Below are 25,807 nucleotides of genomic sequence, written 5' to 3'. Positions count from 1 at the left end.
AGCAAAAGCAAAAGCAAAAGCAAAAGCAAAAGCAAAAGCAAAAGCAAAAGCAAAAGCAAAAGCAAAAGCAAAAGCAATAGCAATAGCCGGAATAATAACAACAATAACATTTACAATCTGCGGTAAAAGTGTAGTCTACGGGCTGCGCTTTTACTATATTTAAGAAATCTTGTTAAATAATACGTTTAAAAATACGATAAAATAATAGGATTAAATAATAGAATAGATAATAAGAATAAATAATAAAATAAGTTATGCGAAACTTTATATTATACTTTGTAAGATATATAAAAGTTGAGTAACAAGGATAGAGTATGGAACAAACACCTAAGGCAAACCGGATACATATTGGCTTTTTTGGCCGTTGTAATGCGGGAAAGTCTACATTGATTAATATGCTAACTGATCAGCCTGTATCGTTAGTGTCTGATGTGGCAGGGACTACAACTGATCCTGTGAGTAAAGCTATGGAAATCTTGCCACTCGGCCCTGTGGTGATTACTGATACAGCTGGTATAGATGATACAACTGAATTAGGTACATTGCGCATGGAGAAAACAGAAGAGGTTCTGAAAAAAATTAATCTTGCTGTTTATGTGCTTCGCACTGATGAAGAACCAACTTCGGATGATATGCATTGGTTAGGTCTTTTAAAACAAAATAATGTACCTATCGCACTTTTTATAAATGAAATTAATTCGACTAAATTCGATAAGCATTTATATAAAAACGATATGGATGAGCTTAAAGAGAATATAGTAAAGTCTAAAGGAACTATAAAAGAATCCGTAGACAATATAAGTAAAGTTACAAACAATTTAGATGATTCTAAAGATATTGTCGGAAAAGTTATAGTGGGGGAGGGCTATATAGCTGCCCATACAGGCTTATCAGACTTAGCTACTGTTATTGGTTCTGCTGACTTCACATCTGATGCTAAGCGATTAGAGTTGCTTGATCTACTCGGTGGGTTAACACCTCTTGATGTAGAAGGGGAGCAAACTCTTTTACAAGGTTTAGTTGAAGAGGGGGATACAATTATTCTTGTATGTCCTATCGATAGTGCTGCACCAAAGGGGCGACTTATTTTGCCACAGGTGCAGACTATCCGAGAAATTCTCGATCACAAAGGCTTAGCATTAGTCTGTCAAACAGAAGAATTACCGGCTATGATTCACTCTCTTAAGAATCCACCTAAAATGGTAATCTGTGACTCTCAAGCATTTGATCGGGTTGATGAGTTGACCCCCGATTCGATTCCATTGACGTCCTTTTCTATTTTGATGGCACGGTTCAAGGGGAAATTACAGGATTTGGTAACTGGTGTTAAGGCTATTAAAAATTTGAAAGCTGGCTCCAAGGTGCTTATCAGTGAAGGTTGTACACATCGTCGTCAATGCGATGATATTGGGACTGTAAAAATACCTAATCTTTTAAAGAAGCAAGGTCATACAGATTTACAGTTAGAATTCACTAGTGGGGGAGCATTCCCAAAGGATGTATCTCAGTATGATTTGATTATCCACTGTGGAGCTTGTATGCTCACACGCCGTGAGGTGTTGCGACGTATTGAATGTGCTGTTGTACAAGGTACGCCCATCGTGAATTACGGTGTACTCATAGCATCCCTACATGGTATACTAGAACGAGCAATAAGCCCATTTGTTGACGAACTAGAGGGCTAAAACATAGGATTGTAATATGTATCTGATACATACATACTTGTTATATAAATTATTACATAGGTATCGTTTATTTATATTAGATATATTAAATTAAATTGCATGCAGTCATTTAACTTTCACAATAGGAGTGGTATAATTAACTGTTGGAGTTTTGATGATTGTATAGGAAGGAAAATACATGTTCGAATCGATTCAACCGTGGATAGGCATGGTTACCATCGTTCTTGTTATAGTGTTATTCGTATATTGTGTAATCTTACACATTCGTTTAGGTAGCTTGAAAAAGAAATACGATTTCTTTATGCAAGGGGAGCATGGTGCGAGCCTAGAGCGTAAATTATCTGTAGAGGTCAGTGAAATTCGCGATGCTGCGAAGGGCCTTGAGTCCTTGTTATCCGAGCAAGTGGCAATTCGCAATATTCAGAGTAATACGATACAAAAAATTGGCTTTATTAAGTATAATGCCTTTGAAAATATCGGAAATGATTTGTCCTTTGCCCTTACCTTGCTAGATGGCAACAATAATGGCATCTGTATCTCCAGTATTTACGGTCGTAGCGAATCTCGTATTTTTAGTAAACCTATTGTGAAAGGTAAAAGTTTAGTAAGTCTTTCACAAGAAGAATTAGAAAGTTTGAACGAAGCGTTGGGTGAGCGTACCAATGAGGAAGCGTTGACGCGCGCTATCGTTTCGAAATAAGGAAGTTTTATGTTGAAAATACCGGCATTCATTTCAAACAAAGTTGAAAGAAATGGTGACAACTGCATATTGACATTAACTACCAAGCAAGCGAAACTCGTTGCCATTATTGGTTCTGTAGTATTGGTCTTGGCATTGGTACTCGGTATTTGGGGCATCGTGCGCCAGGCTGAGGTTGTGCAATTACGTCAACAAACGCAATTGCAATCGGAACAGTTGAAATTGTTACAACAAAAAACAGAGGTTCTGGATAAGAAAATTCAAAATTTAAATCAAATTAGTGAAGAAAATAAGCAAATGTTGAAGGGCGCTGAATCTGGCACACCAGCTCAAGGTGGCGGGGATGGTAGCGACCCAAAGCAGGAAGCCGCTGATAATAGTGAAGCACAGACGTTAACAGCGGCACAATTATCGGCTCGATTATCCAAAATGGATAAGGAAGCACAAAAATTGCTTGTTAGTTTCTATACAATGCGCAATATCCTTCGCGATGGTGGCGCACAAGATTTGATGGCCTTACAATCCATCAACTTCTCCGCTGGTTCTGGTGGTGCTGTGAATAGTACGACACCTAGTATTTGGCCAAGTAAGGGCGTTATTACATCTCCATTTGGTAGCCGTGTTGACCCTGTTACGGGTGCTATTGGTGCATTCCATGAAGGTATCGATATTGCCGATGACTATGGTTCCCAAATCGTGGCTACTGCGGCCGGGGTGGTAACCTTTGCGGGGTATACAAGCGGCGGTTATGGTAACCTCGTTGAAATCGATCATGGCAATGGCTTTGTTACCCGTTATGGCCATAATAGTGCCGTATTAGTAACGGTAGGGATGAGCGTGAAACAAGGTCAAACCATTGCTTTGATGGGTAGTACTGGTAAAAGTACGGGTGCCCACGTTCACTACGAGGTACGCCTTAACAATACGCCTGTAGACCCTATGATCTTCTTACCAATTAGCAATTAGAAATATAAAAGCTTATATAAGACCTAAAAAGAACTTGTTATGCGTGCATATGCGCTCATAGCAAGTTCTTTTTCTTTCCTTTTGTATATATATATTGTAAAATAAAAGTATATGAACGGAGGTATATCTATGAAGGCCTATGTACAAGTTTATACCGGCGAAGGCAAGGGCAAAACAACTGCCGCAATCGGCCTAGCTATTCGTGCCATCGGCGCAGGCAAGAAAGTCCTCTTCTTACAATTTATGAAATCTAAAGTATATAGTGAGCATACTATTTTACCTACCTTAACAAATTTAACGTTAGAAACTGTGGGCAAGCCATTCTTTATCATCAAAGAAGGCATGAAGAGTAAGGATGAACTTGCTAAATGGGGCGATGAAGTCGTTGTCTTTGAGTCTGGTAATCCTCCGAAGGATTATGTAGCTCTCATCGAAAAAGGCTATGAACGTGCACTCGCTGCGATCAGCAGTGGTGAGTACGACCTCGTTGTACTTGATGAGTACAATATGGCTCTCTTCTTTGAACTCATTACATGGGATAAAACTAAAGCTTTACTCGATGCTCGTCATCCAGAAACAGAACTCGTATTTACGGGCCGTGGAGCTCCTCAAGAATTAATTGATGAGGCCGATCTCGTAACGGAGATGAAAGAGATTAAACATTACTACTTACAAGGCGTAATGGCTCGAAAGGGCATTGAAAACTAATCATAGGAACACCTAAGGAGGTGATGTGGTTGAGTACAGTGGCTATTGTGGCCCTCGTTATTGTGGCCATCATTGTAGCACTCATCTTGACTATCCTACTGGCACCAATCACATATAGCATCGAAATTGATGGGCGGACGCCATATCGTGGTGAGCTGCGCATCAAATGGCTGTGGCGCGTATTTTCACTCCACTTAGCGTACATTCAAAATAAACCATTTTTTAAGGAATTATACGTTTTAGGTGTACTTAAGATCGGTCCTGTGAAAGACTATGAACAATGGCTTGAAAATCGTGTAGATGAAGAATATCAAAAGGTAATGGATGATGATGGCGACATATCACAAGCAGAAGCTTTTGCAAAGGCTATGCAAGGAGGTGGACAAGGTCCAACTGCAAGCTCTAGCGGCACAAGCTTTGATGACTTGAAGAGCGCTCAAGGTTCCAATACAATCTTTGATGATGACGAATCACCAGGGGCGGGGAGCGCACCTAGGGCAAAGGAGCGCATTGAGCGACCTGATGCGGCTTCTAAGGATATGGATGCACAAGCTCGTGCTGAGCGGTATGATTCGATACAACAAGATCCAACGGCTCATATTCAAGATGATGATGAAGTAATAAGTCATGTTACTTTCAATAGTGACGGCTCTATCAAGGAAAAGGTATTTACAAAGGTAAATGATATTAAAACGACTGTGAAACAACGTTTTGGAAAGCCTGATCCCAATGATCCGGTAGCATCATTCAAGTCTGAAATTCCTACATTCTGGTTCATGAAACACTTGAGAAATACAGAGTTGTGGCGTCAGATATTCCTTGTGTCGAAACGATGCTATAACCACTCTAAACCACGTGATATGGCTATAGAGGGCCGATTTGGTATTGGTGATCCGTATCGGATGGGGCTTATTGCATCTATGTTGTATAGCATTTGGCCTGAGCAAGCAGAGTCTATTGAGATAGATTATGTGAACTGGGTAGCTGAAGGCAGCGGCCATATTAAAGGTCGTATGATTCTTGCCGTATTGGCGTGGTATGGTACTAGATTCTTGGTATCTAAACCTATGCGTTCCCTATTGGGTGAAAGTGCTCGTGTCTTCTGGGTTAAACGGAAGGAAGCCAAGCAACTAGAAAAGCTAAAAGCCGAACAGGGTCAAACAGCGTAAGGATATATAATGTCAATTGAGTATATGAGCTGTATTATTATAGCTATAATACTTTCACAAAAAGCGGAGGTACTGTGATGGAGAACAGTAATGTAAAAGAGAATTTGGAAGTCCTATTCGAGAAGTTTAAAAATATGATTAAAGTGGAAACGGTAGTTGGTGAAGCTGTGCAAATTGGCGATACTACACTTGTTCCATTCGTTGACGTAACCTTTGGCTTCGGTACTGGTACAAACCACTGCACAGCCAATAAAGGCCAAGAATCTGGTGGCGGTGGCGGCGGTGCCAAAATGGAACCAAGTGCAATCCTTGTTATTAAAGGTGACCGCATCGAATTGTTCAACATTAAGGGCAACCCTTACAGCAGCAGCTTTGATCGCCTTATCGGTTTGGTGCCTGATCTCGTATCTAAATTGAAATCCGATAAATACATCTATTTAAATGATGAACAATAATTCGGTGAATAATAAACCATTATTTGATGACAAATTATAAATAATTGGTGAAAGTCGAAATGCCCACATGTGTGTTCTGAATATGTCTGTATCGATTGCTTTAAGGGTCTCAGAGTATGCTTGTGGGTATTATTTTAAGTTCTAATAACTTTCATAAGTAGTTCATAGGGCTTTATTATGCTATTTATCATAGTCTTGTGAAAGTTAGCAAGATTTGTTATAGTAAAAATAGTACACTATTGGATTGTATAGTGACACTTTTAATCGAGGAGGATTTCAGATGAAATTATCTAAAAAATTGACTACCTTAGCTATCGTTGGTGCTATGTCTGCTACTGCTGCAGTAGCAAGTGCTGCTAACATTGGCTTAGTAAATATGAGCCAAGTAGTAAATAGCTACCCTGGCTACGGTGCATTAGATATGAAAATGCAACAAGTAGACGCTCAATACCGTCCACAAATTGAAAAAAAAGTACAAGAAATTGAAAAAATTAAAGACTCTGCACAAGCAGAAGCAGAATTCAACAAAACTGTAGCTCCATTGCTTCAAAAAGAAAACGAAGAAATCAATAAAATTGCTCAACCTATGATGCAAGCAATTCACAACACTGTTGAAGCTATTCGCGTTGAAAAACAAATGGACGTAGTATTGGATGATCCATACACAATTCGTGCTGCTGACGCTAACAGCAAAATCGAAAACATTACTAACGAAGTAATTAGCCGTCTTAAAAAATAATAAGTACAAAACCCCCTAACTGAGGTATCAGCTAGGGGGTTATTTATTGTACGCCGAATAGGCATGACTAAACCCCCAGTTAAACTGGGGGTCAGTAAAATTTCTTAGAGAAAAGGAAAGAACCTCCTAGTGCTAAAATGGAGTTGGTCTGGCAACCACAACATTTCAACATAGGAGGTTCAATGTCAATGAATGACGTAAAAAGCTTATCACATAGTAAATGGAGATGTAAATATCATATTGTTTTTGCTCCAAAGTATAGAAGGCAAATAATTTATGGTCGGATAAAAGCTGATGTAGGTAAAATTCTAAGAGATTTATGTAAGAGAAAAAATGTAGAAATTATCGAGGCAGAATGCTGTCCGGATCATATACATATGCTAGTAACAATTCCACCACATTTAAGCGTATCAAGTTTTATGGGATATTTAAAAAGCAAAAGTAGCCTCATGATATTCGATAAACACGCAAATTTAAAATATAAGTATGGAAATAGACATTTTTGGTGTAGAGGATATTATGTGGATACGGTGGGAAGATATGAAGGAGCGATAAAAGAGTATATTCGCAATCAGTTACAAGAAGATATAGCACAAGATACATTAAACTTTAAAGAATATACCGACCCGTTTACGGGTGAGCCGGTAAAATAGGCAAAATAAAAGCCCCCGAGTAGGGGGCAGCCAGTGGTAATAGAGTGGTTGTCAGATCATTCAATGCCCTCTTTAGAGGGCCACCACTAGAGAAAGACCCTTATAGGGTCAGGGCAAACCACCCGTTCTACGGGTGGTTATGATTTATGAATGAGGTTTACAACGAATTCGCTGTCTTCTACGAGTGTAGCTTGGATGTAGTTGTCGCCGTTGAATTCCAATACTTGGCCTGGTACGAGTACATGTTCTTCCGTTTCATTAAGGAACACTTGTACTTTACCTTTTACAACTGTAAAAATGACATTAGCTTCAGGGTGGTTATGTTTTTCCACCTTTTCACCAGCTTTGCCGCCTTTTTTTACGATTACATAGTTAGGGCCTTGGAATAATAAACCTAATTCTTGATTAACTGTGCCTGCCATAATGGACCTCCTAGTTCTAATTTTTATATTGAAAGTTTAATGTAATATATACTATGTTGTATATCTATCTTATAATTGTATTATAAATGATATTGTTTATCAATGCTGTGCTTATGGCTACAGTTTCGAAAATAGTTAAGCTATTGTATAATTTATATAAAAATAGGTATGAAAAAAGGAGCGTAAGTTACGCTCCTTTTTCAGTACATATATCTGAGAGTAGATAGTTTATATTATTTTTTACGAATGGAGTACAAACGTGTACCGTTTTCTTCTGTCGTTACAAGTTCAAAGGCTGGATCGATAGCTTTCACAAAAGCTTCGAACCATGTTTGGTAAGCTAATGCCATGAACTTAGGGTCAACGCCCGCTGTACGCCAGTAGCCTGCTTGTAATCTGTGGTCACCAACCCATGTAAACTCGTCTGGACTTTCAGAAACCACTTGGTCACCACCATCGCAAGGCATGCCATTTACGTAGAAGTTTTGTAATGCATTGTAAATCGCTGGTGCAGTGTGTTCTTCAAGGCTGTCTTGAGCCACAACGCCACATGCTTGGCCTTGTACTGCAAAGGCATCGAGGATAGCGGTTACTACGTGTACTGCTTCATCGCCAGAATTTGTGTCGAGCATGTCTTTGATGAAAGCCGCTTCGCGAACGGAAGCAATGTTGATTTGGTTAGCTAACCAGCCGTGAATATTGCCGTGGTCGATGATGTTTTCCAAAGGAATGCTTGGATTAATTGGTTCGCCGTATGTATCTACGGAGATGGAGTGTAGTTCCTCCGCCAAATCATCAACAACTTTAGAAGTTTTTTCTAAAATCAAATTTTCACGCTCAACGAGCAATTGAATTTTGCGATATAACCAGTAATGGATGTGACCTAAGAATGCGGACATATTAAGCTCCTTTTCGTGCTGTTTCTAATTTTTCTACTAAATCGTATACATTAAAACCGTGGATTTCTGCGGCTTGCCATAATGGCTCAGCTGTTGCAGAAGGGCAACCTAGGCAACCCATACCAATACCTTGTAATACAGGTACAACATTTGGATAGGTTTCAACGATGTCGCGAATAATTGTGTCTGGAGTGATAGGGGCACCTGCTTCGAGGCGTGGTGCTTCCACTTCAGGATCGTTACCTTGACCTGGTAAGAACACAGCTGGTTCTTCGGACTTGCTTTCAGCTGGAGCCCCTTCAAGGTCGCCCAATACAGCTGCTTTGAAAGCCTCTAAACCAATGCGGTCGATGAATTCGCCCATGCGTTCGATTTGTGCGTTTTCTTTATAGTATGCGATGATTCGATCAACTAATGCAAGAGCTTCTTTTTCTGTTTTAACTTCTGCGATGAGGTCACCGATGCGAGGATGCGCCCCGCCGCTACCGCCAGCGTATACATTCCAACCGTCTACAGTACCGATAACGCCCACATCTTTCATGCGGCTTTCAGTACAAGAATTTGGACAACCGGACACGCCGATTTTCATTTTGCTTGGCATTTCAAGGGACAAGTACTTGCGTTCGATTTGCATGCCAAGATGTACGCTGTCTTGTTTAGCGCGTTTACAGAAGGTAGTACCTGGGCAGATTTTTACGCTGCGCACGCGGTTAGATACAGTGTACGCTGGCTCCATGCCAAGCATCTCCCATGCTTTATCTACGTCTTCTGCTTTCAAATTTGTAATCATAATGCGTTGGCTGCCAGTTAATTTAAGAACAGCGCCGAACTCATTCGCTACGTCGATATATTTTTGTAATTGATCTGGTTGAATGAAACCTGCTGGAACGCGAGGTGTAATTGCATAACGGCGTTGGCCGTTTTTAATGCGTTGTAAATTTGCTGCAATTTGTGCCATGATAAATCCTTTCTCGAGCCCTCTCTGCGGAGAATAGTGGCTAAAACTACTTAGTTAATCTATAAAACTCTTTATATATTAATTATTTACGCCCTAGGGTTTTGTGAAAGCTTCGCACATATATACGGACAAGTGGGATGAGATCAACTAGGCGATGCCTCATCAAAACCCGGCGTAATGATCAGTATGGGTATTTAGAATACTGACCCGACGCTCTTAGTATAAACCATTTTAACAAACAATAATGTAACTCAAGCTACAAAAATAGAACTTTTTTAATATTAATTATTGATTGTTTACTAACTATCATTATATACGATACTGTTTACAGATGAAACCCAAGGTTACATATCGTATAATAGACATATAGAATGTTCTTGATGTAGGAGAAACGATGAAAGTCCTTTACGATACTATTTTAAAAGCAACATACATAGGTCGCCCGAACCGTTTTGTGGTGACTTTAGATTTGAATGGTGAAAATGTGCTCGCTCATTTGCCAAATCCTGGTCGCATGTGGGAGCTTTTGTTTACGGGGGTAACGATGTACATCGTGCCTCACGACAAGCCGGATGCAAAGACGAAATATCGCGTGGTAGGCATCGAGCGCGATGGCGTTGTTATCATGCTCGATACAAACTACAGCAACGATGTGGCGCAACATTTGATTGAAAATAAACGTATCCCTGGTTGGGAGGAGTGGCGCGTAGTGAGACGGGAGTATACGGTTAAACTACACGGCACATCATCTCGCTTTGATTTGCTCCTCACCAATGATAAGGGGGATGAGTTTTTATTGGAGGTTAAGTCTTGTACCTTGTTCTCCAAGACGGGAGCCATGTTCCCTGATGCTATTACAGAGCGAGGCCGCAAGCATTTATTGCATCTGAAAGAATTACAAAACGAAGGCTATCACACGGGTGTTCTATTCCTCGTACAATGGGACCAAGCGCAGTGGTTCTTGCCAGATTATCATACGGATTTGGAATTTGCCAAAACTTTTAAAGAGGTGGCACCTTCATTAGATTGGAAAGCCGTTGCTGTAGCGTGGGATGAGACTTTCACCATGCCTACGGTGACACATGAATGTTCCTATCCTAGTTATATCCTTGACACAGAGGCTCATGATAGTGGCGTGTATGTGATGGTCATGTACCTCGATCACGATTTAGATCTCGAAATCGGTTCTAAAGGGATGATGCATTTCAAACCTGGTTACTATATGTATGTTGGTTCCGCGAAGGTAAATTTAACGAAACGCATTGAACGTCATAAACGAAAACGGAAGAAAATGCACTGGCATTTAGATTACTTCCGCGGTCACTGTGAAATGATAGCGGGCTTGCCGATTCGTACTAGTGGGCGGCCGCAGGCTATGACAATTTCTGCTCAGGAACGGCGTAAAGGTAAATTCTCTGACGATGACTCGGCTGCTCGTGAAAGCGCAGATGTAGATTTAACTAAAATTGACGTAGAATGCGCTCTCGCTGATGCGGTGCGAGCTATTGCGGAATGGAATGTACCGAACTTTGGGTGCAGCGACTGTGAATGCAATAGCCATCTATTCGGAATGAGTGAAAATCCGATACACAATAAAAAATTTATGAACGTAATAGAAAATTACAGGATGAATATGCTAGATGAACTAGTTAATAGGTAATTATTATTGATGGGGCCCGAGAACTATATACGTAATTAATTAAAAAGTGCTATTACCTATCTCTTCGCTCCATAGTGACCTAAGTCGCTCATCAATAGGTAATAGCACTTTTTAAAACACTAGCTATAGAGGTGTCCCATCAATAATAATATAGTCCTATCCATAGTTATCCCAGCATATTCATTCTATAGTTTCTACATAGAGAGAGGGGAGGTTTTGTGTATGAGGTTGTTTGTTAAGTTTGTGTTGTTAGGTATCGTTGGTGTTTGTAGTGTTGTGTTGAGTGGTTGTTCTTTCATTTGGACGACGGAGAATGGTGATCCTGCTACACCAGAGGATATCAAGTCTAGTGTGGAGAAGGAGTTTTCGGTTGTGCATCCGAATCTTGTTCTCCAGTCGTCTGTGGTAGAGAAGGAGAAGCCATTCCAGCGAAATGTGTATGTGTTTTATGATGAAAGTAATGGTTTTTCCTTTACCACAAATTCTGTAGTAAAGCGACCAACCTTGCCGGCCCCTGGTGGCGAGCGAAAAAATGATGCGGACTTTGCGTATTCACAAGCGTATTTAGTTCATTTGAATGGTTCGTTAGTGGAGCGTGCTAAGCAGTATGGCATGCGGATGGCGACGCACGAGGAAGCCTTGGAGTTAGCTAAGTCTAAAGCGACACGTGTGGCAGGTACTAATAAGATATCTTTATTCACATATGATGAGATTATCTTTGTAGACGAATCTGTAAAAGGTAAAGATATTCTAACCTTTATGAAATCTATATATAGTCTGTATAAACCGCAAGACAACCCAGCGTTATTGCACCCTCCTTCTGATAGAAGCGTAGGCTTTTATTATCTACCAAAAGGAGAAGCGGACAAAACAAAAGCTAAGTATTTGATCGCCTTTCGATTTATGGCAAAAAATGACTGGAAAGAAACCATGCTAACAGGCATTGGCAGTACTGGTAACGACACTTCGGCTGTAGAACGAGATTTTGTTAGCATTTTAGATCATATGATACAACATGCGGCTCATTAAATAAGAGATAGAGGTTACTATATTTTATAGAATTAATTACAGTTGGGCAACAGTTGTACAATTGGGCCATGTAATGGGAAGGAACTTTTACAAAATATAGCGTTATATACGCAAAAATGCTATAATTATATGATGAATTAGTATCAGTGTTAGTAAAATGAGGTGAGATTGTGGCAGACCAACAATGGTCCCACGGGAATATTCATCCCGTTCAGATTGATAAAGAAATGAAGAATGCGTACATCGATTATGCAATGTCCGTAATCGTTATGCGTGCGCTTCCAGATGTGCGCGATGGCTTGAAACCAGTACATCGTCGTATTTTGTATGCGATGCACGAAACAGGCATGACGCCAAATAAACCGTACAAGAAATCCGCTCGTATCGTCGGTGACGTACTCGGTAAGTATCATCCACATGGTGATAGCTCCGTTTACGATGCGACGGTTCGTTTGGCGCAAGATTTCAATACGCGCTACCTCTTGGTAGACGGTCACGGTAACTTTGGCTCCATCGACGGCGATAGTGCCGCTGCGATGCGTTATACCGAAGTACGTATGGCGAAGATTACAACGGAAATGCTTGCCGATATCGACAAGGAAACTGTTGATTTCATGCCGAACTATGATGAAAGCTTGCAAGAACCAACTGTATTGCCAGCGAAGATTCCTAATCTTCTCATCAATGGTTCCAGCGGTATCGCCGTAGGGATGGCGACAAATATTCCACCACATAACCTCAACGAGGTATGTAATGGCCTAGCGATGCTCATCGACAATCCGGATGTGACTGTAGATGAATTGATGACTGCTATTAAGGGTCCAGACTTTCCGACTGGTGCACTCATTCTGGGCCGAGAAGGCATCAAAAAAGCGTATTCCACAGGTCGTGGTAGCGTTAAAATGCGTGCTCGTGCAACCATCGAAGAGATGTCTAAGGGCAAGCATAAAATCGTAGTGACTGAGATTCCGTATCAAGTGAATAAGGCTCGCGTCATTGAAACCATTGCGAACTTGAGCCGTGATAAGGTTATTGATGGCATCACAGCACTTCGTGATGAATCTGACCGCCAAGGTATGCGCATCGTTATCGAATTGCGGGCTGATGTGCAACCAGATATCATACTTAACAAATTATATAAACACACTCAACTTCAAGAAACATTCGGCGTGATTATGCTAGCTCTCGTAGATGGACATCCTCGCGTATTGAATTTGAAAGAAGTATTGGGTTATTACTTAGATCACCGTCTAGATGTAATCGTACGCCGCACTCAATTCGAGCTTAACAAAGCAGAAGCGCGTGCTCATATCTTGGAAGGCTTGTTGATTGCCCTCGACCACATCGATGAAGTAATCGCTACAATCCGCAGTTCCCAAACTGACGAAATTGCACGTAATGCATTAATGCAAAAATTCGGGCTTTCAGAAAAACAAGCGGTAGCCATCCTCGACATGCGTTTACGCCGTTTAACAGGTTTGGAACGCGAGAAAATCGAAGAGGAATACAAAGAATTGTTGGCATTGATCGAAGATTTGAAAGCTATCTTGGCTAGCGAAGCGCGTCAACGTCAAATCATCAAAGACGAACTCGATGATATGAAGAAAAAATACGGCGACCCTCGTCGTTCTGAAATCACCATCGATACGTCTGATCTTGATGTAGAAGACCTCATTGCTGACGAAGAAATGGTTATTACCTTGACTAAACAAGGTTACATCAAACGGATGAACGCGAACGTATATCGCAACCAACATAAAGGCGGCGCTGGCGTTATCGGCATGAAGACGAAGGAAGATGATTATGTAACGCAAATTATGCATGTGCGGACCCATAATACATTGCTATTCTTCACATCTGCAGGCCGTGCATATCGCCTCAAGGCGTACGAAGTGCCGGAAGCAGGCTCCCGCAACTCTCGCGGTACCGCTATGGTTAATGTATTGCCGCTTGCGGTAGGCGAATCCGTTACGACTATGATTGACCTTGAACGGGTCCATGAAGATGTAAATTTATTCATGGTCACTGAGTTCGGCGTTGTAAAACGTACGGCTATTGAAGAATACCGTAATATCCGTCGTTCTGGCCTCAATGCAATTAATCTCGACGAAGGCGATCGTTTGATTTCCGTTAACGTGACGACTGGCAACCAAGATATCTTGATTGGCACTAAGTTGGGCATTGCTATTCGCTTCAGCGAGCACGATGTGCGCCTCATGAAACGGGCGGCTCACGGCGTGCGCGGTATTAAACTCAATGCAGGCGACGTGGTTGTAGGCGCTGGTGTTCTTAATACTGATGAAAGTGAAGCACAAGTGTTTACTATCTCTGAAGAAGGTTTTGGTAAACGCAATGATGCGGAAGCTTACACATTGCAAAAACGCGGTGGTAAAGGCTCTAAGAATTTCAAGATTACGAACAAAACTGGCGATGTAGTAGCCGTAGAAGTTGTTCATAACGATGACGAAGTCATGCTTATTTCTGAGCAAGGTAAAATCATCCGCTTCAATATGAATGACATCGCTGTGAAGAAGGGCAAAGCTATCTCTGGTGTGAAAACACAAAATCTCGACGAAGGTGATAAGGTAGCTAGTATTGCTGTTATTCCAGGCGCTGAAATCGAAGAAGAAGTAGAATAATATAAAACACTATATTAACTATTGAGTAACCATGGGCGACCATCTAAGATGGTCGCCTCTAGTGTTGGGGGAGTTTAAAAATGAAAAAATGGCTAGCTGCTATGTTTGCAGCAGGGGTTTTCTTTGTAGGTGGCTTTGGTCAAGCTAGTGCTGCTGACTGGTACTATATCGATGCTGATGCTGACGATGCGGCATGGTTTATTGACAACTCTTCTGTATATAAAACAGATGATGCGGCCACAGTACTTGTTAAAATTAACAATGTTGAAGGCTTTACATATATCTACACAGTACGGATCGATCGCAAAGAAAAAACATGGACAGAACTTGATACAACAGTATATAGCAATGCTGGTATAGCATTGCTATCCAGTAAACAAGCACAAAAACCTACGAAAATTGAACCGGATACCATGGGGGCGGAAGTTATGCAGGCCCTATGGGGGAAATAATCCAACAATTTAATAGAAGCTGATATTCGCTCTGTCTATTTAGATACTCAGAACGTATAAGTAGCCCCGAACTATCCTGAAAGCCTCCATAGTGACCTAAGTCGTTTTCAGAATAGTTCGGGGCTTTCTATATTATTAGTGTTCTTACAGGGCGAATATCAGCTTTCAAATCCGTTGGATTATTTAATCCCATTAGGGGCCTTGCTAGACTTCCTAGGGAGAAAAAGTGATCTAAGTCGTTTTCAGAATAGTTCGGGGCTTTCTATATTATTAGTACTCTTACAGGGTGAATATCAGTTTTCAAATTCGTTGGATCATACATGGTAGAGAAGTAGAGAGTTATTTATTCCCTTATTTTATGGTATAATTTAAGGGAATAGTTTTATTTATAAGGGATTAGAGCGGAATGGAGGTGTGTGTATGCGTCGTTTTGAGTATGGTCGGATTCAATCTTTGTCGTGGGATATGGATATTTTGAGTCTTATTGCGGGGATTTATCGGGCAAATGGCAAGGAGGAGGTTTTGCTTTCACAGAGTCCTGCCATATTAGACTCGCTTGTGGAGTTGGCAAAGGTACAGAGTACAGAGGCTTCAAATGCGATTGAAGGGATTGTGACGACAAGTACACGTCTCCGGCAGTTAGTGGCTGACAAGACGATACCGCGAAATCGGGATGAGCAGGAAATCATGGGATATCGTGATGCATTAAATGTTATCCATGAGAGTTATGATTCCATATCGTTGTCGCGGAACCATATTTTGCAGTTGCACAAGATTTTGTACAATTACCAGTTTAATGCTCGTGGTGGGCAGTTAAAGAGCGTACAGAATTATATTAGTGCTACATATCCGGATGGGCATACTGAGGTCTTGTTTACTCCGTTGGCCCCTTATGAAACAGCTGAGGCTCTCGATCAGATTTGTGCGGAATACAATCGGGTTGTAGGTAATGGTGAGGTGGAACCACTTCTAGCGATTCCCATTTTTATTCGTGACTTTTTATGTATTCACCCTTTTAATGATGGGAACGGTCGCATGAGTCGATTGTTGACGACGTTATTGTTGTATCGCAGTGGCTTTATGGTTGGTAAATATGTGCCCTTAGAGGCTAAAATTGCAGCAAATAAGGACATGTATTATGCGGCTTTACGCGAGTCTAGTGGTGCGTGGTATGGTGAAAGCTCCTGTCCTACGGCTTTCATTCGGTATTGGTTACAAATGTTATTGGCCGCTTATCATGATTTTGAGGACCGCAGTGCTTTGCTAGTAAATAGCGGTTCTGCGATGAATCAGGTGCAAGCTGCCATCGATAGGCATTTAGGGGCTTTCACAAAGCAAGATATTAGAGAATGGTGTCCAAATATCAGCGATAGTGCTATTGAAGGTGCAGTGCGTACACTTGTAAAAAAAGGCAGTATCCAGCGTAAGGGTGGTGGCCGTTCGACCTATTATGTGAAGCTTTAAGATTCGAGTCCATAAGTTTGTCTTTCATAAAATATTTAGTTTTTCCTTATATACTAGTTTGTATATTTTTGTATTTTCTTTGAGAGGTATTAATATGAAAAAAACATTGGCAGCTGTTTTGGCAGCAGGTGCATTATTAATCGGCGGTATTGGTAGTGTTGATGCGGCTAATTGGTATACAGTAGGCACTGATAGCAATGGTGTTACTTGGTCTATCGACAATGATTCCGTTAAAAAAGATGATAAAAAAGCGGTAATGGATATTAAAGCTATGGACTATGAAGGTTACCATTACATTGTGACTGAAGAGTTTAATCATAAAAAACGGGAAGTTAAGGATCTTAAGGTGACTCTTTATAATCCACAAGGTTATGTTGTGAAAGAGGAACAAGTTAATAAAAATAGCCGTAAAGTTGAGCCAGGTACGCCTGCGTACGCTGTATTCCAACTTATTTGGGGCGGTAAATAATTGAATCCTACAGACGAGTACACTGTTGATTAGTTTAGGATTGTCTAGATTGAATGATTTTGTGAAAGCTTCACTGGCGCACGTTCTTTAGAAGAACGTGCGTTTTTTATGTATAATATAATTTTGTTTTAGCTCTTATAGTATTAACAATTAAGCCATTAGTTTTTATAGTGCTAATAAGTAAGTCACTTATTAAGGCACTTATTAAGGCACGTTAGTTAATGCCCTTAAGATAGGTGAATTATTCATTTTTTCATGATAAAATGTGATTTATAGTACACTTTTTCAGAGGTTTTGTGCAAAAGTGTAACAATTCTACATAGTATAAACTTTCACCATAGCGTATACTATAGGTAAGATGCAGAAGTATGGCTTGGGCGCAGTGCTCCGTAGTTTGGCATATTTCGCCCCAATAGGTTTGGTAGTTATAGTTTGTTAGAGGAGGTCCTCATGTCTCAATACGAATTTATCGATAAACGCGTGCCGATTGCACTCGACAATCCATCCATTTATCACGACATTTCCAAGTGTAAAAACTGTACGTTATGCCGTCGCGCTTGTGCGGATGTAATGAGCGTACTTGATTACTACGACCTTGATGCAAACGGCGATGTGCCTGTATGTATCCATTGCGGTCAATGTGCGGCAGCATGCCCATTCGACTCCATGCATGCTAAATCCGAGCTTGAAAAGGTAAAAGCAGCCCTTGCTGATCCTGAGAAAATCGTCGTAATCCAAACAGCTCCAGCAGTTCGTGTATCCATCGGTGAAGGTTTTGGCTATGAACCAGGTACATTCTTGGAAGGCAAAATGGTTAGTGCCTTGCGTAAACTTGGTGCAGACTATGTAGTAGATACTAACTTTGGTGCGGACTTAACCATTATGGAGGAAGCATCCGAGCTTGTGGAACGCCTTAAAAACGGTGGTCAAATTCCTCAGTTTACAAGCTGTTGCCCAGCGTGGGTACGCTTTGCGGAAATCTATTTCCCTGAATTGATTCCTAACTTGTCTTCCACACGTTCTTGTATCGCTGTGGAAGCGGCTATGATTAAAACGTACTTTGCAGAGAAAAAAGGCATCGATCCTCGTAAGATCGTATCCGTATCTGTAAACCCTTGTACGGCTAAAAAAGCAGAAACGAAACGGGAAGAAGAAAATGCAGCGGCTCGTTACCACAATGACGAATCTCTTGGCATGGACACAGATGTTTCCATCACAACTCGTGAATTCATCCGTTGGATTCAAGAGGAACATATTGACTTCAACACAGTAGAAGAATCTCAATTTGACGACTTAATCGGCATGGAAACTGGCGCATCCATCATCTTCGGTAACACAGGTGGTGTTATGGAAGCTGCGATGCGTACGGCTTACAAACTCATCACTGATAAAGAGCCACCTCCATATGCGTTGACTCACCTCGAGGACGTTCGCGGTATGGAAGGCGTAAAAGAGGCAACTGTTCAATTGGGTGATGACGTAACATTGTCCGTTGCCGTTGTTCACGGTGGTAAAAATACACGTGACTTCTTGAATGCATTGAAAGACAGTGGCAAACACTACGACTTCATCGAAGTTATGGCGTGCCCAGGTGGCTGTATTGGTGGCGGTGGCCAACCGCGCACTAAATTGCCGCAAGCCGTGAAAACTAAAGAAGCTCGTATCGGCGGTCTTTACGAAGCTGATGAAAACTACAAATGGGTTGCGTCCTATGAAAATGAAGAAATCCAAACATTGTACAAAGATTTCTTAGGCGAACCATTGGGCCATAAGGCACACGAACTTTTACACACACACTACACAGACCGCAGCGCGGTTCTTGGTACTCGTAAAGACGTGACACCTGAAACATGTCCAACATCCCCTAAATTCAAAGGTTAATGATAGCCGATTGCTTAAATATTGTGCAAGTTGGTATTGACGATGTGCCAGTAAAGAAAGAAAAATTTAAAGGTTAATAATAGTCGATTACTCAAACAGTAGGCTGTTATAAAGTAATCAAATGTTTATAAAAAACATATAGTAGCGTTTGCTATTTAGGGTACAACAATATAAAATAGAAAATCCTACGGGTCATGAGTGACTTGATACTCACGTAGCCTTTTGTTACAGTGCGGTCACTTTTTAAACGATTCGTAGGATTTTTTTATATAATTATTCAAAATTCACATATTTTTACTGTATAACTTTATTATAATAATTCAGTATAAAAAAAATTATTTTATTATGAGGAAAAGATGAATCATTTAGTGTATAATATAAAAATATACTGTACGGATCAAGAGGGGACTTATGGGTGTTGCATTGGGAGAGCAACATAGAAAGCCCATAATATTCATAATATTGCGTAAGCATTAAGGAGCTTTTAGGAGAGATGAACCTGTTTTTTCGGCGGGTCCTGAGTGGCCTTGCCTTACTAGTTGCTGTCGTTGGTACAACTGGATGCCAACATGAGAGTCAGGCAGAACAAGAAACGGTACGAACTGTATCGTACCGTGCCGTCCTGGAGTCCGACAAACCCGTGTCTGAAAAGGTGGACACTTGGATTGCGGCCATGTCTCAAGAGGATAAGGTGGGGCAGCTGATGATGATCAGCCTTCATGGTAGTACGATAGGACAATCCCAAAAGGATGTGATCCGAAAATACCGTGTCAGTGGCGTGATGCTAACGAATGAAAATCTTATTAATAAGAACCAAGTGAAAACTTTCACCAGCGATATTATGCAAACGGCGATAACCTCTAGCATGGTGACACCTTATATTGCGGTGCATCGTGATCGCATATTGCATGGGAATGAAAGTTTCTTGCGGTTGCCGAAGCCCAATCGGTGGGGGCAATTGCCTATGGATCGTATCATTAACTTGGCCACGCGATCTGCCATTGAAATGCGGGATATGGGCTTTAACTTGGTTATTGGGCCTAATGCTAACCTTGGCGTACCAAATATGTCCTATACATCCGACCCCACGTGGGCGGGTCACATAAACCTTGCCATGGTGGAGCGTTACCAAATTAATCATATGTGGTCCGCTTATAACTACTTTCCGGCGGTGACCTTAGGGGATGCATCTTTTGGATCAGCTAATGAGGCGAAAGCGTATCTCAGCAATAATGATGTAGCCGTCTTTAAACGTCTCATTGCGCAGACGACGGCGAATAGCTATATGCTTGTGATGAGTCACATCCAGATTCCCGCTATCGATAACAAACACTTGGCGAGTTCCTCTAAGCCGATTATAGACGGTTGGCTTCGCAAGGAGCTCGGTTATAAGGGTATCGTTATGACGGACCGTATCGATGTGGGTGCGTTGCAATCCAACGAAAAGATAGGGGATTACGCTGTGGCCTCTATTTTGGCGGGCAGTGATCTCATTCTTGTTGATGCGGATACAATTCATATCGATGAAGTCCATCGTGCACTGACGCAAGCGGTGGCGGATGGAACGATTACGACCGAGCGCCTCAATGAATCGGTTAAGCGCATCTTATTGATGAAAATGCAAACGCAAATTGATCCATAAGATATTTAAGAATATTAGATTTTGTAATCAGAAATTTACGAATTAGATATTTACAAGTTAGAAATTTACCATTAATAGACTTAGTATAAGAAAATTCAGTAATAATTTAATATACTTAACATGCAAATGACGTGCTATACTTTTTGGTTAGCACGTCATTTTTAAAATATATGGATTAAACTATATAGATTAAAATCTATAGTTTAATATGTATAGCTTATCTTATAATGTATAACTTATATAACCATGCCTTATAGGATATGTGGATATCAAAGGTATATGAAAATAAAGTAATCATAAGACCTTTTATGATAGTAAGGCAACACGTATCGCATAAAAGCTCTGATTTGATGCGTAAAAAAATTAACATAATAAAAAGCTATGTTAACTATATGAAAAAAAGTTTAATAATGATTTAAAATTATGATATAATAATTTCCGTAAATAGTTGGAGGTGAGTATATGAATTTTGTGGGACGTGCTGAAATTATAGAGCGTATCCAGTCCCGAATTGCAATGGGCCAAATGAGTTTATGTGTTGTATATGGTCCTCATCGCAGTGGTAAATCCTATGTGGCTTCGCAACTTGTACGCCGTCATAAGGCGATATATTTGGCGGGGCGTATGGCTAATGAATCCGTCCATGTGGCTGATATAAATAGAGCTCTTGAGGCACGTTTTGTTCCTGCTAATGCTCAAGATACATTCGAGCCTGTAGAGAGTTTGCAGCAGGCCTTTGTGAGACTTTTTGAAAGCAGTGTGAAAACAACTCAGACTGTGGTGATTGACGATTATCCATCCTTGGTGGAAGCAGTTCCTCAGTTTCCCATTCACTTGCGCGATTTATTAGATACCTATAAAGATACGAGCCGTTTGAACATCATATTGATGGCTAATGGTCTGGAACAGCTCGATGGTCGCATCATTGGCGATCGCAGCCTTATTGGGCCTTTCGTGTCCGAATATCTTGAGGTGAAACCATTTTCCTTGGTTGATATGAAATCTTTGGGCCTTCACTATGCAAAGGATGATTTGCGCACCGTCTTTGCCGTAACAGGTGGTTTGCCTGCCTATGTGCAATACTTTGATAATGGTGAAAGCATCGATACGAATATTATTAATTTGTTCTTCTCAGTAACGGGAGCTCTCTTTGAAGAAACACAGTATATTTTGCATCGAGATATGAAAAATATAACCGGCGCCAATGCCATTTTAACGGGTCTTGCTAGCTTGGAAAGACCGTATTACGTGGAGCTTTTACAAGAAAGCCAAATTAAAAGTGGCACGTTCACATCTCGTTTGAACGATCTCATGTCTATGGGACTCGTGGGCCGCATTCAGGCAAGTAACCGTGGGAACGCGAAGTACGCGGATTACCATTTCACGAATAGTATGTTCCATTTCTGGTACCGCTATGTATATAAATATTGGGGCGATATCGTGCGCGGTTATGGCGCTGATGTATATTATAATCATGTAAAACCGCAGCTAAAGGACTTTGTCCAAGCCGCGTGTATTGCGATTTAATCAGACAATCTCAGATTGAATACTACTACCTAAAGATTGAATACTATTACCCAATGATAGTATATATTTCCTCTTATAATGACACCACATTGCGTATGTGGTGTCATTTTTAGTACTTATCTATTTTCAGCAATTACCCTTTGAATCGCATAGATATGGTGTACTATGGATGGAAACTAAGGCTCAAATATAACAGAATATAGGGAAATTCTAAGGAATTGCCGATTTGTCAAAACACTCTTTCCGCGGTATTGTGTACGTAAGCGCTATGCCATGGCAGGAAAGGGGATTTATGTTATACACAAACGAAGAACCTTTAGTACAAAAAACATGTATTAAAACTGCAAACTTACAACATGACAACTATCAGTCAGAAACGTTAGAAACACAGACATTACCATCTCATTCTTTACTATCGAAAACTAATGAGTTTAAGGAAAGTATTCCAGAGGAATTGAAATTACAGACCCTCGTCTGTGGTCATCAAGTTTTATCGTCCTTGTCGGACAAGAGTCTCGTGTCCATTTGTCAAAAGCCGAATATGAGGATTCAGACGGTAGGGTATCAACCGTGGTCCGTTGATGAGCTTCGTCATGATGCGGCACAAATCGAGCTCTGTCGCAGGTATCGACCGCTTATCTTGCACTATACGAATCGCATGGGAAACCGCGAATTCCGCGAGGACGTAGAGAGCTATCTTTGGGCCATCCTCATAGAATCGATTTATAGCTTTGATTTGGAAGGGCCCGTACCGTTCCCAGGCTTTGTGAAAGCTGGTATCATGTACGGTTACATGAGGTACTGGAAACGGGAGCGATTGCGTTATCGCCGTGAAATTCACATCCCAGATCGCACCACCGATGATGGAGAAGCCGCCTTTGGTATGGATATCTTCGCATCTGGCGAGAATGTGGCGGATATGGTGATGAGTGCCGACGAAGAGCATAGGATACGAGCTCGTCTAGTGTGGGCTTTAGGCAGACTATCTCCTAATCAACAGGACCTACTGCGCCGTGTCTATGGTGAGTGTCAAAGCTTGGTATCGGTTAGTGAAGAGTTGAACTGCAGCCGTCAAGCCATCCAACGGCGTCACGAACGAGCCATTCGAAAGCTGCGTAGATATTTGAGTACGGACTTTGAAGACTTGCGTGTACATTAGTTATTATAATTTAATTTCTTATTTATATTCTATATATTGCATATTTCTTTTAATCTCGATTAACAAATATACATAAAATATGCAATTCTCAATTTAAATGAGAAAATAATGACACATCAAGGTATAGTTAACTTTTACAAGATCATAAAGTCTTTAATTATACGTAAATTTCTATAGTTTTGTATATATATTTACAAATTATACAGGCTGATATACAATAAGGTCAGCAGCAGATTAAAGCATGCTAATCTGCTTTCACAGAACACGTGTTCATTGTATTGTTGAAAGGAATGTTCCTGATTAGATTGGAGAGGATTCCATGGCAATAGATGATAAACCAACAGATTTGATGGCCGCTCGGCTATCTAAGGGAGAAGATTTGGATTTGATTTACACGAATCCAAAGAATCATATTGTTTGTTTTATTCCTACCTATCAACCTAGTGGTGGGGACAGTACGAAGTGCTATTTTGTGGATGGACGCGAAGAAATGGTCCATCTGCCGATGCGAACGATTACGCGAGAGCTTGCGATGCAGGAAGGGCTGAGGCCCAATTACATCATGACTAGCGACGGTCGGCGTAGCAGCTATACCGCGCCTAAGACCTATGGTCCGCATCTAACCTTTGCTCATATTAAATGTCGCCGCCCTATCGGCAAGGACGTGGTGTACGGCCTCTTTAACGTGGCTATACCTTATGAATATATCGTTACGGAAGGTCCGGAACCCGATACGAGCTATATTCATGTGGCGGACTTTGCACCAATCTTGGTGTACCAATCCCCGCGTCATGTTAAACACAAACTGAACGAAGCGATGCTAGAACACTGCAACTACGTGCGAAAAATGCTAGCCCGCATCAAACTCAGCCAAAACCCTCAAGTCGTGGCCGAACTATTTATCGCCTGGAGAGACCTAACGAGATAACTCGTTGGACGGTGAAAGTAGAATAAAACGAGGGGAGAGAAAGGAGGGAGGAAATAGGGAGAAAAACATAATACGGAAGAAGTAAGGTAATTAGAGGTACATAATATGCCTCAAATAATTAAATATATTCTTAGAAGAACCACCCCTGATAGGGGTGGTTCTATTTTGTTATTATCAATCTAAAAATTAATAGTTATCATGTCATCTTATAGATATTCATTGATTATCCGTATATATTTAATAATTATTAAAGGTATTTATAATGAATTAATTGAATTTTGACATTAAAAATCAGATAATATAATTGATAATGAAAAAAGTGTGAAGTTGTTTGTAGTGAGGGTTTTAATGTGGGCTTTTTTAGATTTAGACAATCCATAAAGATTGCACCAGGAATTAAAGTTAACTTTAATAAGAAAAGTACTAGCTTCACCATTGGGCGTAGAGGAATTCATACGACAATAAATGGATCAGGTATTCGGAATACTATAGGACTCCCAGGAAGCGGCCTTTCTTATACCTCATACCAAAAGTTTGATAGTAATTCAGTTTCTACAGGCATTCCTTATACACGTGTTTGTCCTAATTGTGGGCATAATATGAGAAAGGCTTGGGTAAACTGTCCTAAGTGTAGTTTTAATTTATTATCTTTGTATGTTGAGCAGGAAACAAATCAGCCTGTTGAACTTAGTTGGGATGATGTGAAAAAGGATTATTCTAATCTGAAAAATGAAATTAATACTAATAAAATAGAGACAGGCTGTGGCTGTCTGATGATGATATTTATAGTTCTAATTATTTATTGGCTTCTAAGTTGATTTGATATTCATAGTTATAAAAAGTGAGGGTTATTATGAAAAAATCAAAAAAAGCATGGTTAACATTTGTTACAGTGAGTTCTTGGGTATTAGCACAATTGGGCTTACCTACTGCTGCACAAGCTTGGGCACCTTATTCTGATGATTTACAAACTCTGGATCATACTGGTGCAGTTAATCTAAATAAGTTTAAAGGCACTACGTTTAAGTCTAAAGACAGCTTACCTCAAAAACAAATATTTAATAGTATTGATGGTATTTTTTCTAATGATCTAGTGGAGATGGCACATTATAGTCATAGATCTCATTCTTCCCATAGATCTCATTATTCTCATTACTCTAGTTCTTATGGGCGTGGAGGCGGATATTCTGGCGGATATTCAAGTGGTTCCTCAAGCTCTTCAGATGAAGGCTATGTTGCACCTGCACAACCTACAGATGTTCTTCCGATTGCAGATATACAAAAACAACTTAATGATTTAGGCTATTCTGTTGGAACTGTAGACGGACAAAAGGGCCCTAATACTGTTCAAGCTATTAAGAATTTCCAAATAGAATATGGGTTACCTGTATCTGGTATTGTGGATTGGCAAACAGAGGCATATTTAAATAGTACTAATATTAATATTGTTCGGGCTGGACTACAACGACATGGGTATAAGTTCTCATCTAGTAGTGGTCGTACACAAGATGTTGTTGCAGCTATATATGATTTCCAAGCTAGACATGGATTACCACAAAATGGTCGGATATATTTAAAAATGAAACAAGCCTTGGGTGTTTAG

The 25,807-nt window shown here is 40.6% G+C and carries 24 protein-coding genes; 21 read left to right on the top strand and 3 right to left on the bottom strand.

All coding sequences use genetic code 11. The features are described 5' to 3' along the window. Positions 1 to 314: 314 nt before the first annotated feature. From hydF to tnpA, 8 genes are all read left to right on the top strand, one after another. Positions 315 to 1,685, top strand: a complete 1,371-nt coding sequence (gene hydF, locus AAAT26_RS07805; RefSeq protein WP_287525932.1) for a [FeFe] hydrogenase H-cluster maturation GTPase HydF — start codon at positions 315 to 317, stop codon at positions 1,683 to 1,685. Positions 1,686 to 1,863: 178 nt separating this feature from the next. After that, positions 1,864 to 2,385 carry a DUF4446 family protein gene (locus AAAT26_RS07800; protein WP_316708830.1) on the top strand — a complete coding sequence of 174 codons (522 nt, stop codon included), beginning with the start codon at positions 1,864 to 1,866 and terminating at the stop codon, positions 2,383 to 2,385. 9 nt (positions 2,386 to 2,394) lie between these two features. Continuing rightward, complete coding sequence (locus AAAT26_RS07795) at positions 2,395 to 3,351, top strand: M23 family metallopeptidase (protein ID WP_008714564.1); 957 nt, start codon at positions 2,395 to 2,397, stop codon at positions 3,349 to 3,351. Positions 3,352 to 3,480: 129 nt separating this feature from the next. Beyond that, entirely contained in the window at positions 3,481 to 4,059 is a 579-nt protein-coding gene (locus AAAT26_RS07790) for a cob(I)yrinic acid a,c-diamide adenosyltransferase (RefSeq protein WP_004694402.1), read from the top strand. A 29-nt stretch (positions 4,060 to 4,088) separates the two neighbouring features. Continuing rightward, positions 4,089 to 5,228, top strand: a complete 1,140-nt coding sequence (locus tag AAAT26_RS07785) for a hypothetical protein (RefSeq protein ID WP_120055274.1) — start codon at positions 4,089 to 4,091, stop codon at positions 5,226 to 5,228. Between the two features lie 77 nt (positions 5,229 to 5,305). After that, on the top strand, positions 5,306 to 5,683 hold the full coding sequence (locus tag AAAT26_RS07780; RefSeq protein ID WP_288565743.1) for a GerW family sporulation protein: 378 nt from the start codon (positions 5,306 to 5,308) through the stop codon (positions 5,681 to 5,683). Between the two features lie 280 nt (positions 5,684 to 5,963). Beyond that, a complete protein-coding gene (locus tag AAAT26_RS07775; RefSeq protein ID WP_004698051.1) occupies positions 5,964 to 6,422 on the top strand; it encodes an OmpH family outer membrane protein in 459 nt (152 codons plus the stop codon). Between the two features lie 188 nt (positions 6,423 to 6,610). After that, positions 6,611 to 7,075, top strand: coding sequence for an IS200/IS605 family transposase (gene tnpA / locus AAAT26_RS07770; protein ID WP_038125930.1), 465 nt, complete (start codon positions 6,611 to 6,613; stop codon positions 7,073 to 7,075). A gap of 137 nt (positions 7,076 to 7,212) precedes the next feature. Here tnpA and AAAT26_RS07765 read toward each other — a convergent pair whose 3' ends face one another. The 3 genes from AAAT26_RS07765 to AAAT26_RS07755 all read right to left on the bottom strand — a co-directional run bounded on the left by AAAT26_RS07765 (position 7,213) and on the right by AAAT26_RS07755 (position 9,354). Then, a complete protein-coding gene (locus tag AAAT26_RS07765; RefSeq protein ID WP_349209070.1) occupies positions 7,213 to 7,497 on the bottom strand; it encodes a cupin domain-containing protein in 285 nt (94 codons plus the stop codon). 233 nt (positions 7,498 to 7,730) lie between these two features. Next, positions 7,731 to 8,396, bottom strand: a complete 666-nt coding sequence (locus tag AAAT26_RS07760; RefSeq protein ID WP_004694416.1) for a hypothetical protein — start codon at positions 8,394 to 8,396, stop codon at positions 7,731 to 7,733. A 1-nt stretch (position 8,397) separates the two neighbouring features. Continuing rightward, positions 8,398 to 9,354, bottom strand: a complete 957-nt coding sequence (locus AAAT26_RS07755) for a DUF1858 domain-containing protein (RefSeq protein ID WP_195213400.1) — start codon at positions 9,352 to 9,354, stop codon at positions 8,398 to 8,400. A 394-nt stretch (positions 9,355 to 9,748) separates the two neighbouring features. Between AAAT26_RS07755 and sfsA the strand changes: the two genes are divergently transcribed. The 13 genes from sfsA to AAAT26_RS07690 all read left to right on the top strand — a co-directional run bounded on the left by sfsA (position 9,749) and on the right by AAAT26_RS07690 (position 25,807). After that, the gene (sfsA, locus tag AAAT26_RS07750; protein WP_349209069.1) at positions 9,749 to 11,014 is read left to right on the top strand and encodes a DNA/RNA nuclease SfsA; all 1,266 of its coding nucleotides are present in this window, start codon (positions 9,749 to 9,751) and stop codon (positions 11,012 to 11,014) included. 222 nt (positions 11,015 to 11,236) lie between these two features. Continuing rightward, positions 11,237 to 12,043 (top strand): hypothetical protein, encoded by an 807-nt coding sequence (locus tag AAAT26_RS07745; RefSeq protein WP_349209068.1) that lies wholly within the window; start codon positions 11,237 to 11,239, stop codon positions 12,041 to 12,043. A gap of 170 nt (positions 12,044 to 12,213) precedes the next feature. Beyond that, positions 12,214 to 14,682: a DNA gyrase subunit A gene (gene gyrA, locus AAAT26_RS07740; RefSeq protein WP_349209067.1), complete on the top strand. Its 2,469-nt coding sequence runs from the start codon at positions 12,214 to 12,216 to the stop codon at positions 14,680 to 14,682. Between the two features lie 80 nt (positions 14,683 to 14,762). Then, entirely contained in the window at positions 14,763 to 15,134 is a 372-nt protein-coding gene (locus AAAT26_RS07735) for a hypothetical protein (protein WP_004698032.1), read from the top strand. 420 nt (positions 15,135 to 15,554) lie between these two features. Next, the gene (locus AAAT26_RS07730) at positions 15,555 to 16,598 is read left to right on the top strand and encodes a Fic family protein (RefSeq protein ID WP_349209066.1); all 1,044 of its coding nucleotides are present in this window, start codon (positions 15,555 to 15,557) and stop codon (positions 16,596 to 16,598) included. A gap of 94 nt (positions 16,599 to 16,692) precedes the next feature. After that, the gene (locus tag AAAT26_RS07725) at positions 16,693 to 17,067 is read left to right on the top strand and encodes a surface-adhesin E family protein (RefSeq protein ID WP_004694437.1); all 375 of its coding nucleotides are present in this window, start codon (positions 16,693 to 16,695) and stop codon (positions 17,065 to 17,067) included. A 450-nt stretch (positions 17,068 to 17,517) separates the two neighbouring features. Further along, a complete protein-coding gene (locus tag AAAT26_RS07720) occupies positions 17,518 to 18,948 on the top strand; it encodes a [FeFe] hydrogenase, group A (protein WP_349209065.1) in 1,431 nt (476 codons plus the stop codon). 493 nt (positions 18,949 to 19,441) lie between these two features. Then, positions 19,442 to 20,590 (top strand): glycoside hydrolase family 3 N-terminal domain-containing protein, encoded by a 1,149-nt coding sequence (locus AAAT26_RS07715; RefSeq protein ID WP_349209064.1) that lies wholly within the window; start codon positions 19,442 to 19,444, stop codon positions 20,588 to 20,590. Between the two features lie 462 nt (positions 20,591 to 21,052). After that, positions 21,053 to 22,117, top strand: coding sequence for an AAA family ATPase (locus AAAT26_RS07710; protein ID WP_311574101.1), 1,065 nt, complete (start codon positions 21,053 to 21,055; stop codon positions 22,115 to 22,117). 292 nt (positions 22,118 to 22,409) lie between these two features. Continuing rightward, positions 22,410 to 23,276, top strand: coding sequence for a sigma-70 family RNA polymerase sigma factor (locus tag AAAT26_RS07705; RefSeq protein ID WP_311574099.1), 867 nt, complete (start codon positions 22,410 to 22,412; stop codon positions 23,274 to 23,276). A gap of 319 nt (positions 23,277 to 23,595) precedes the next feature. Beyond that, positions 23,596 to 24,204, top strand: a complete 609-nt coding sequence (locus AAAT26_RS07700; protein WP_077707853.1) for a hypothetical protein — start codon at positions 23,596 to 23,598, stop codon at positions 24,202 to 24,204. Positions 24,205 to 24,554: 350 nt separating this feature from the next. Beyond that, on the top strand, positions 24,555 to 25,022 hold the full coding sequence (locus AAAT26_RS07695; protein WP_311574097.1) for a DUF4236 domain-containing protein: 468 nt from the start codon (positions 24,555 to 24,557) through the stop codon (positions 25,020 to 25,022). 35 nt (positions 25,023 to 25,057) lie between these two features. Then, positions 25,058 to 25,807 (top strand): peptidoglycan-binding domain-containing protein, encoded by a 750-nt coding sequence (locus tag AAAT26_RS07690; RefSeq protein ID WP_311574095.1) that lies wholly within the window; start codon positions 25,058 to 25,060, stop codon positions 25,805 to 25,807.

Source organism: Veillonella parvula, assembly GCF_040094895.1.
GTDB classification, from domain to species: domain Bacteria; phylum Bacillota; class Negativicutes; order Veillonellales; family Veillonellaceae; genus Veillonella; species Veillonella parvula_L.
The sequence above is the reverse complement of the archived record's forward strand: the minus strand, read 5'-3'. Positions and strand labels throughout refer to the sequence as shown.

Bases quoted from the DNA above. Each gene is read 5' to 3' on its own strand.
- hydF (WP_287525932.1), top strand. From the start codon at position 315: ATGGAACAAACACCTAAGGCAAACCGGATACATATTGGCTTTTTTGGC.
- AAAT26_RS07800 (WP_316708830.1), top strand. From the start codon at position 1,864: ATGTTCGAATCGATTCAACCGTGGATAGGCATGGTTACCATCGTTCTT.
- AAAT26_RS07795 (WP_008714564.1), top strand. From the start codon at position 2,395: ATGTTGAAAATACCGGCATTCATTTCAAACAAAGTTGAAAGAAATGGT.
- AAAT26_RS07790 (WP_004694402.1), top strand. From the start codon at position 3,481: ATGAAGGCCTATGTACAAGTTTATACCGGCGAAGGCAAGGGCAAAACA.
- AAAT26_RS07780 (WP_288565743.1), top strand. From the start codon at position 5,306: ATGGAGAACAGTAATGTAAAAGAGAATTTGGAAGTCCTATTCGAGAAG.
- AAAT26_RS07775 (WP_004698051.1), top strand. From the start codon at position 5,964: ATGAAATTATCTAAAAAATTGACTACCTTAGCTATCGTTGGTGCTATG.
- tnpA (WP_038125930.1), top strand. From the start codon at position 6,611: ATGAATGACGTAAAAAGCTTATCACATAGTAAATGGAGATGTAAATAT.
- AAAT26_RS07765 (WP_349209070.1), bottom strand. From the start codon at position 7,497: ATGGCAGGCACAGTTAATCAAGAATTAGGTTTATTATTCCAAGGCCCT.
- AAAT26_RS07760 (WP_004694416.1), bottom strand. From the start codon at position 8,396: ATGTCCGCATTCTTAGGTCACATCCATTACTGGTTATATCGCAAAATT.
- AAAT26_RS07755 (WP_195213400.1), bottom strand. From the start codon at position 9,354: ATGGCACAAATTGCAGCAAATTTACAACGCATTAAAAACGGCCAACGC.
- sfsA (WP_349209069.1), top strand. From the start codon at position 9,749: ATGAAAGTCCTTTACGATACTATTTTAAAAGCAACATACATAGGTCGC.
- AAAT26_RS07745 (WP_349209068.1), top strand. From the start codon at position 11,237: ATGAGGTTGTTTGTTAAGTTTGTGTTGTTAGGTATCGTTGGTGTTTGT.
- AAAT26_RS07735 (WP_004698032.1), top strand. From the start codon at position 14,763: ATGAAAAAATGGCTAGCTGCTATGTTTGCAGCAGGGGTTTTCTTTGTA.
- AAAT26_RS07730 (WP_349209066.1), top strand. From the start codon at position 15,555: ATGCGTCGTTTTGAGTATGGTCGGATTCAATCTTTGTCGTGGGATATG.
- AAAT26_RS07725 (WP_004694437.1), top strand. From the start codon at position 16,693: ATGAAAAAAACATTGGCAGCTGTTTTGGCAGCAGGTGCATTATTAATC.
- AAAT26_RS07720 (WP_349209065.1), top strand. From the start codon at position 17,518: ATGTCTCAATACGAATTTATCGATAAACGCGTGCCGATTGCACTCGAC.
- AAAT26_RS07715 (WP_349209064.1), top strand. From the start codon at position 19,442: ATGAACCTGTTTTTTCGGCGGGTCCTGAGTGGCCTTGCCTTACTAGTT.
- AAAT26_RS07710 (WP_311574101.1), top strand. From the start codon at position 21,053: ATGAATTTTGTGGGACGTGCTGAAATTATAGAGCGTATCCAGTCCCGA.
- AAAT26_RS07705 (WP_311574099.1), top strand. From the start codon at position 22,410: ATGTTATACACAAACGAAGAACCTTTAGTACAAAAAACATGTATTAAA.
- AAAT26_RS07700 (WP_077707853.1), top strand. From the start codon at position 23,596: ATGGCAATAGATGATAAACCAACAGATTTGATGGCCGCTCGGCTATCT.
- AAAT26_RS07690 (WP_311574095.1), top strand. From the start codon at position 25,058: ATGAAAAAATCAAAAAAAGCATGGTTAACATTTGTTACAGTGAGTTCT.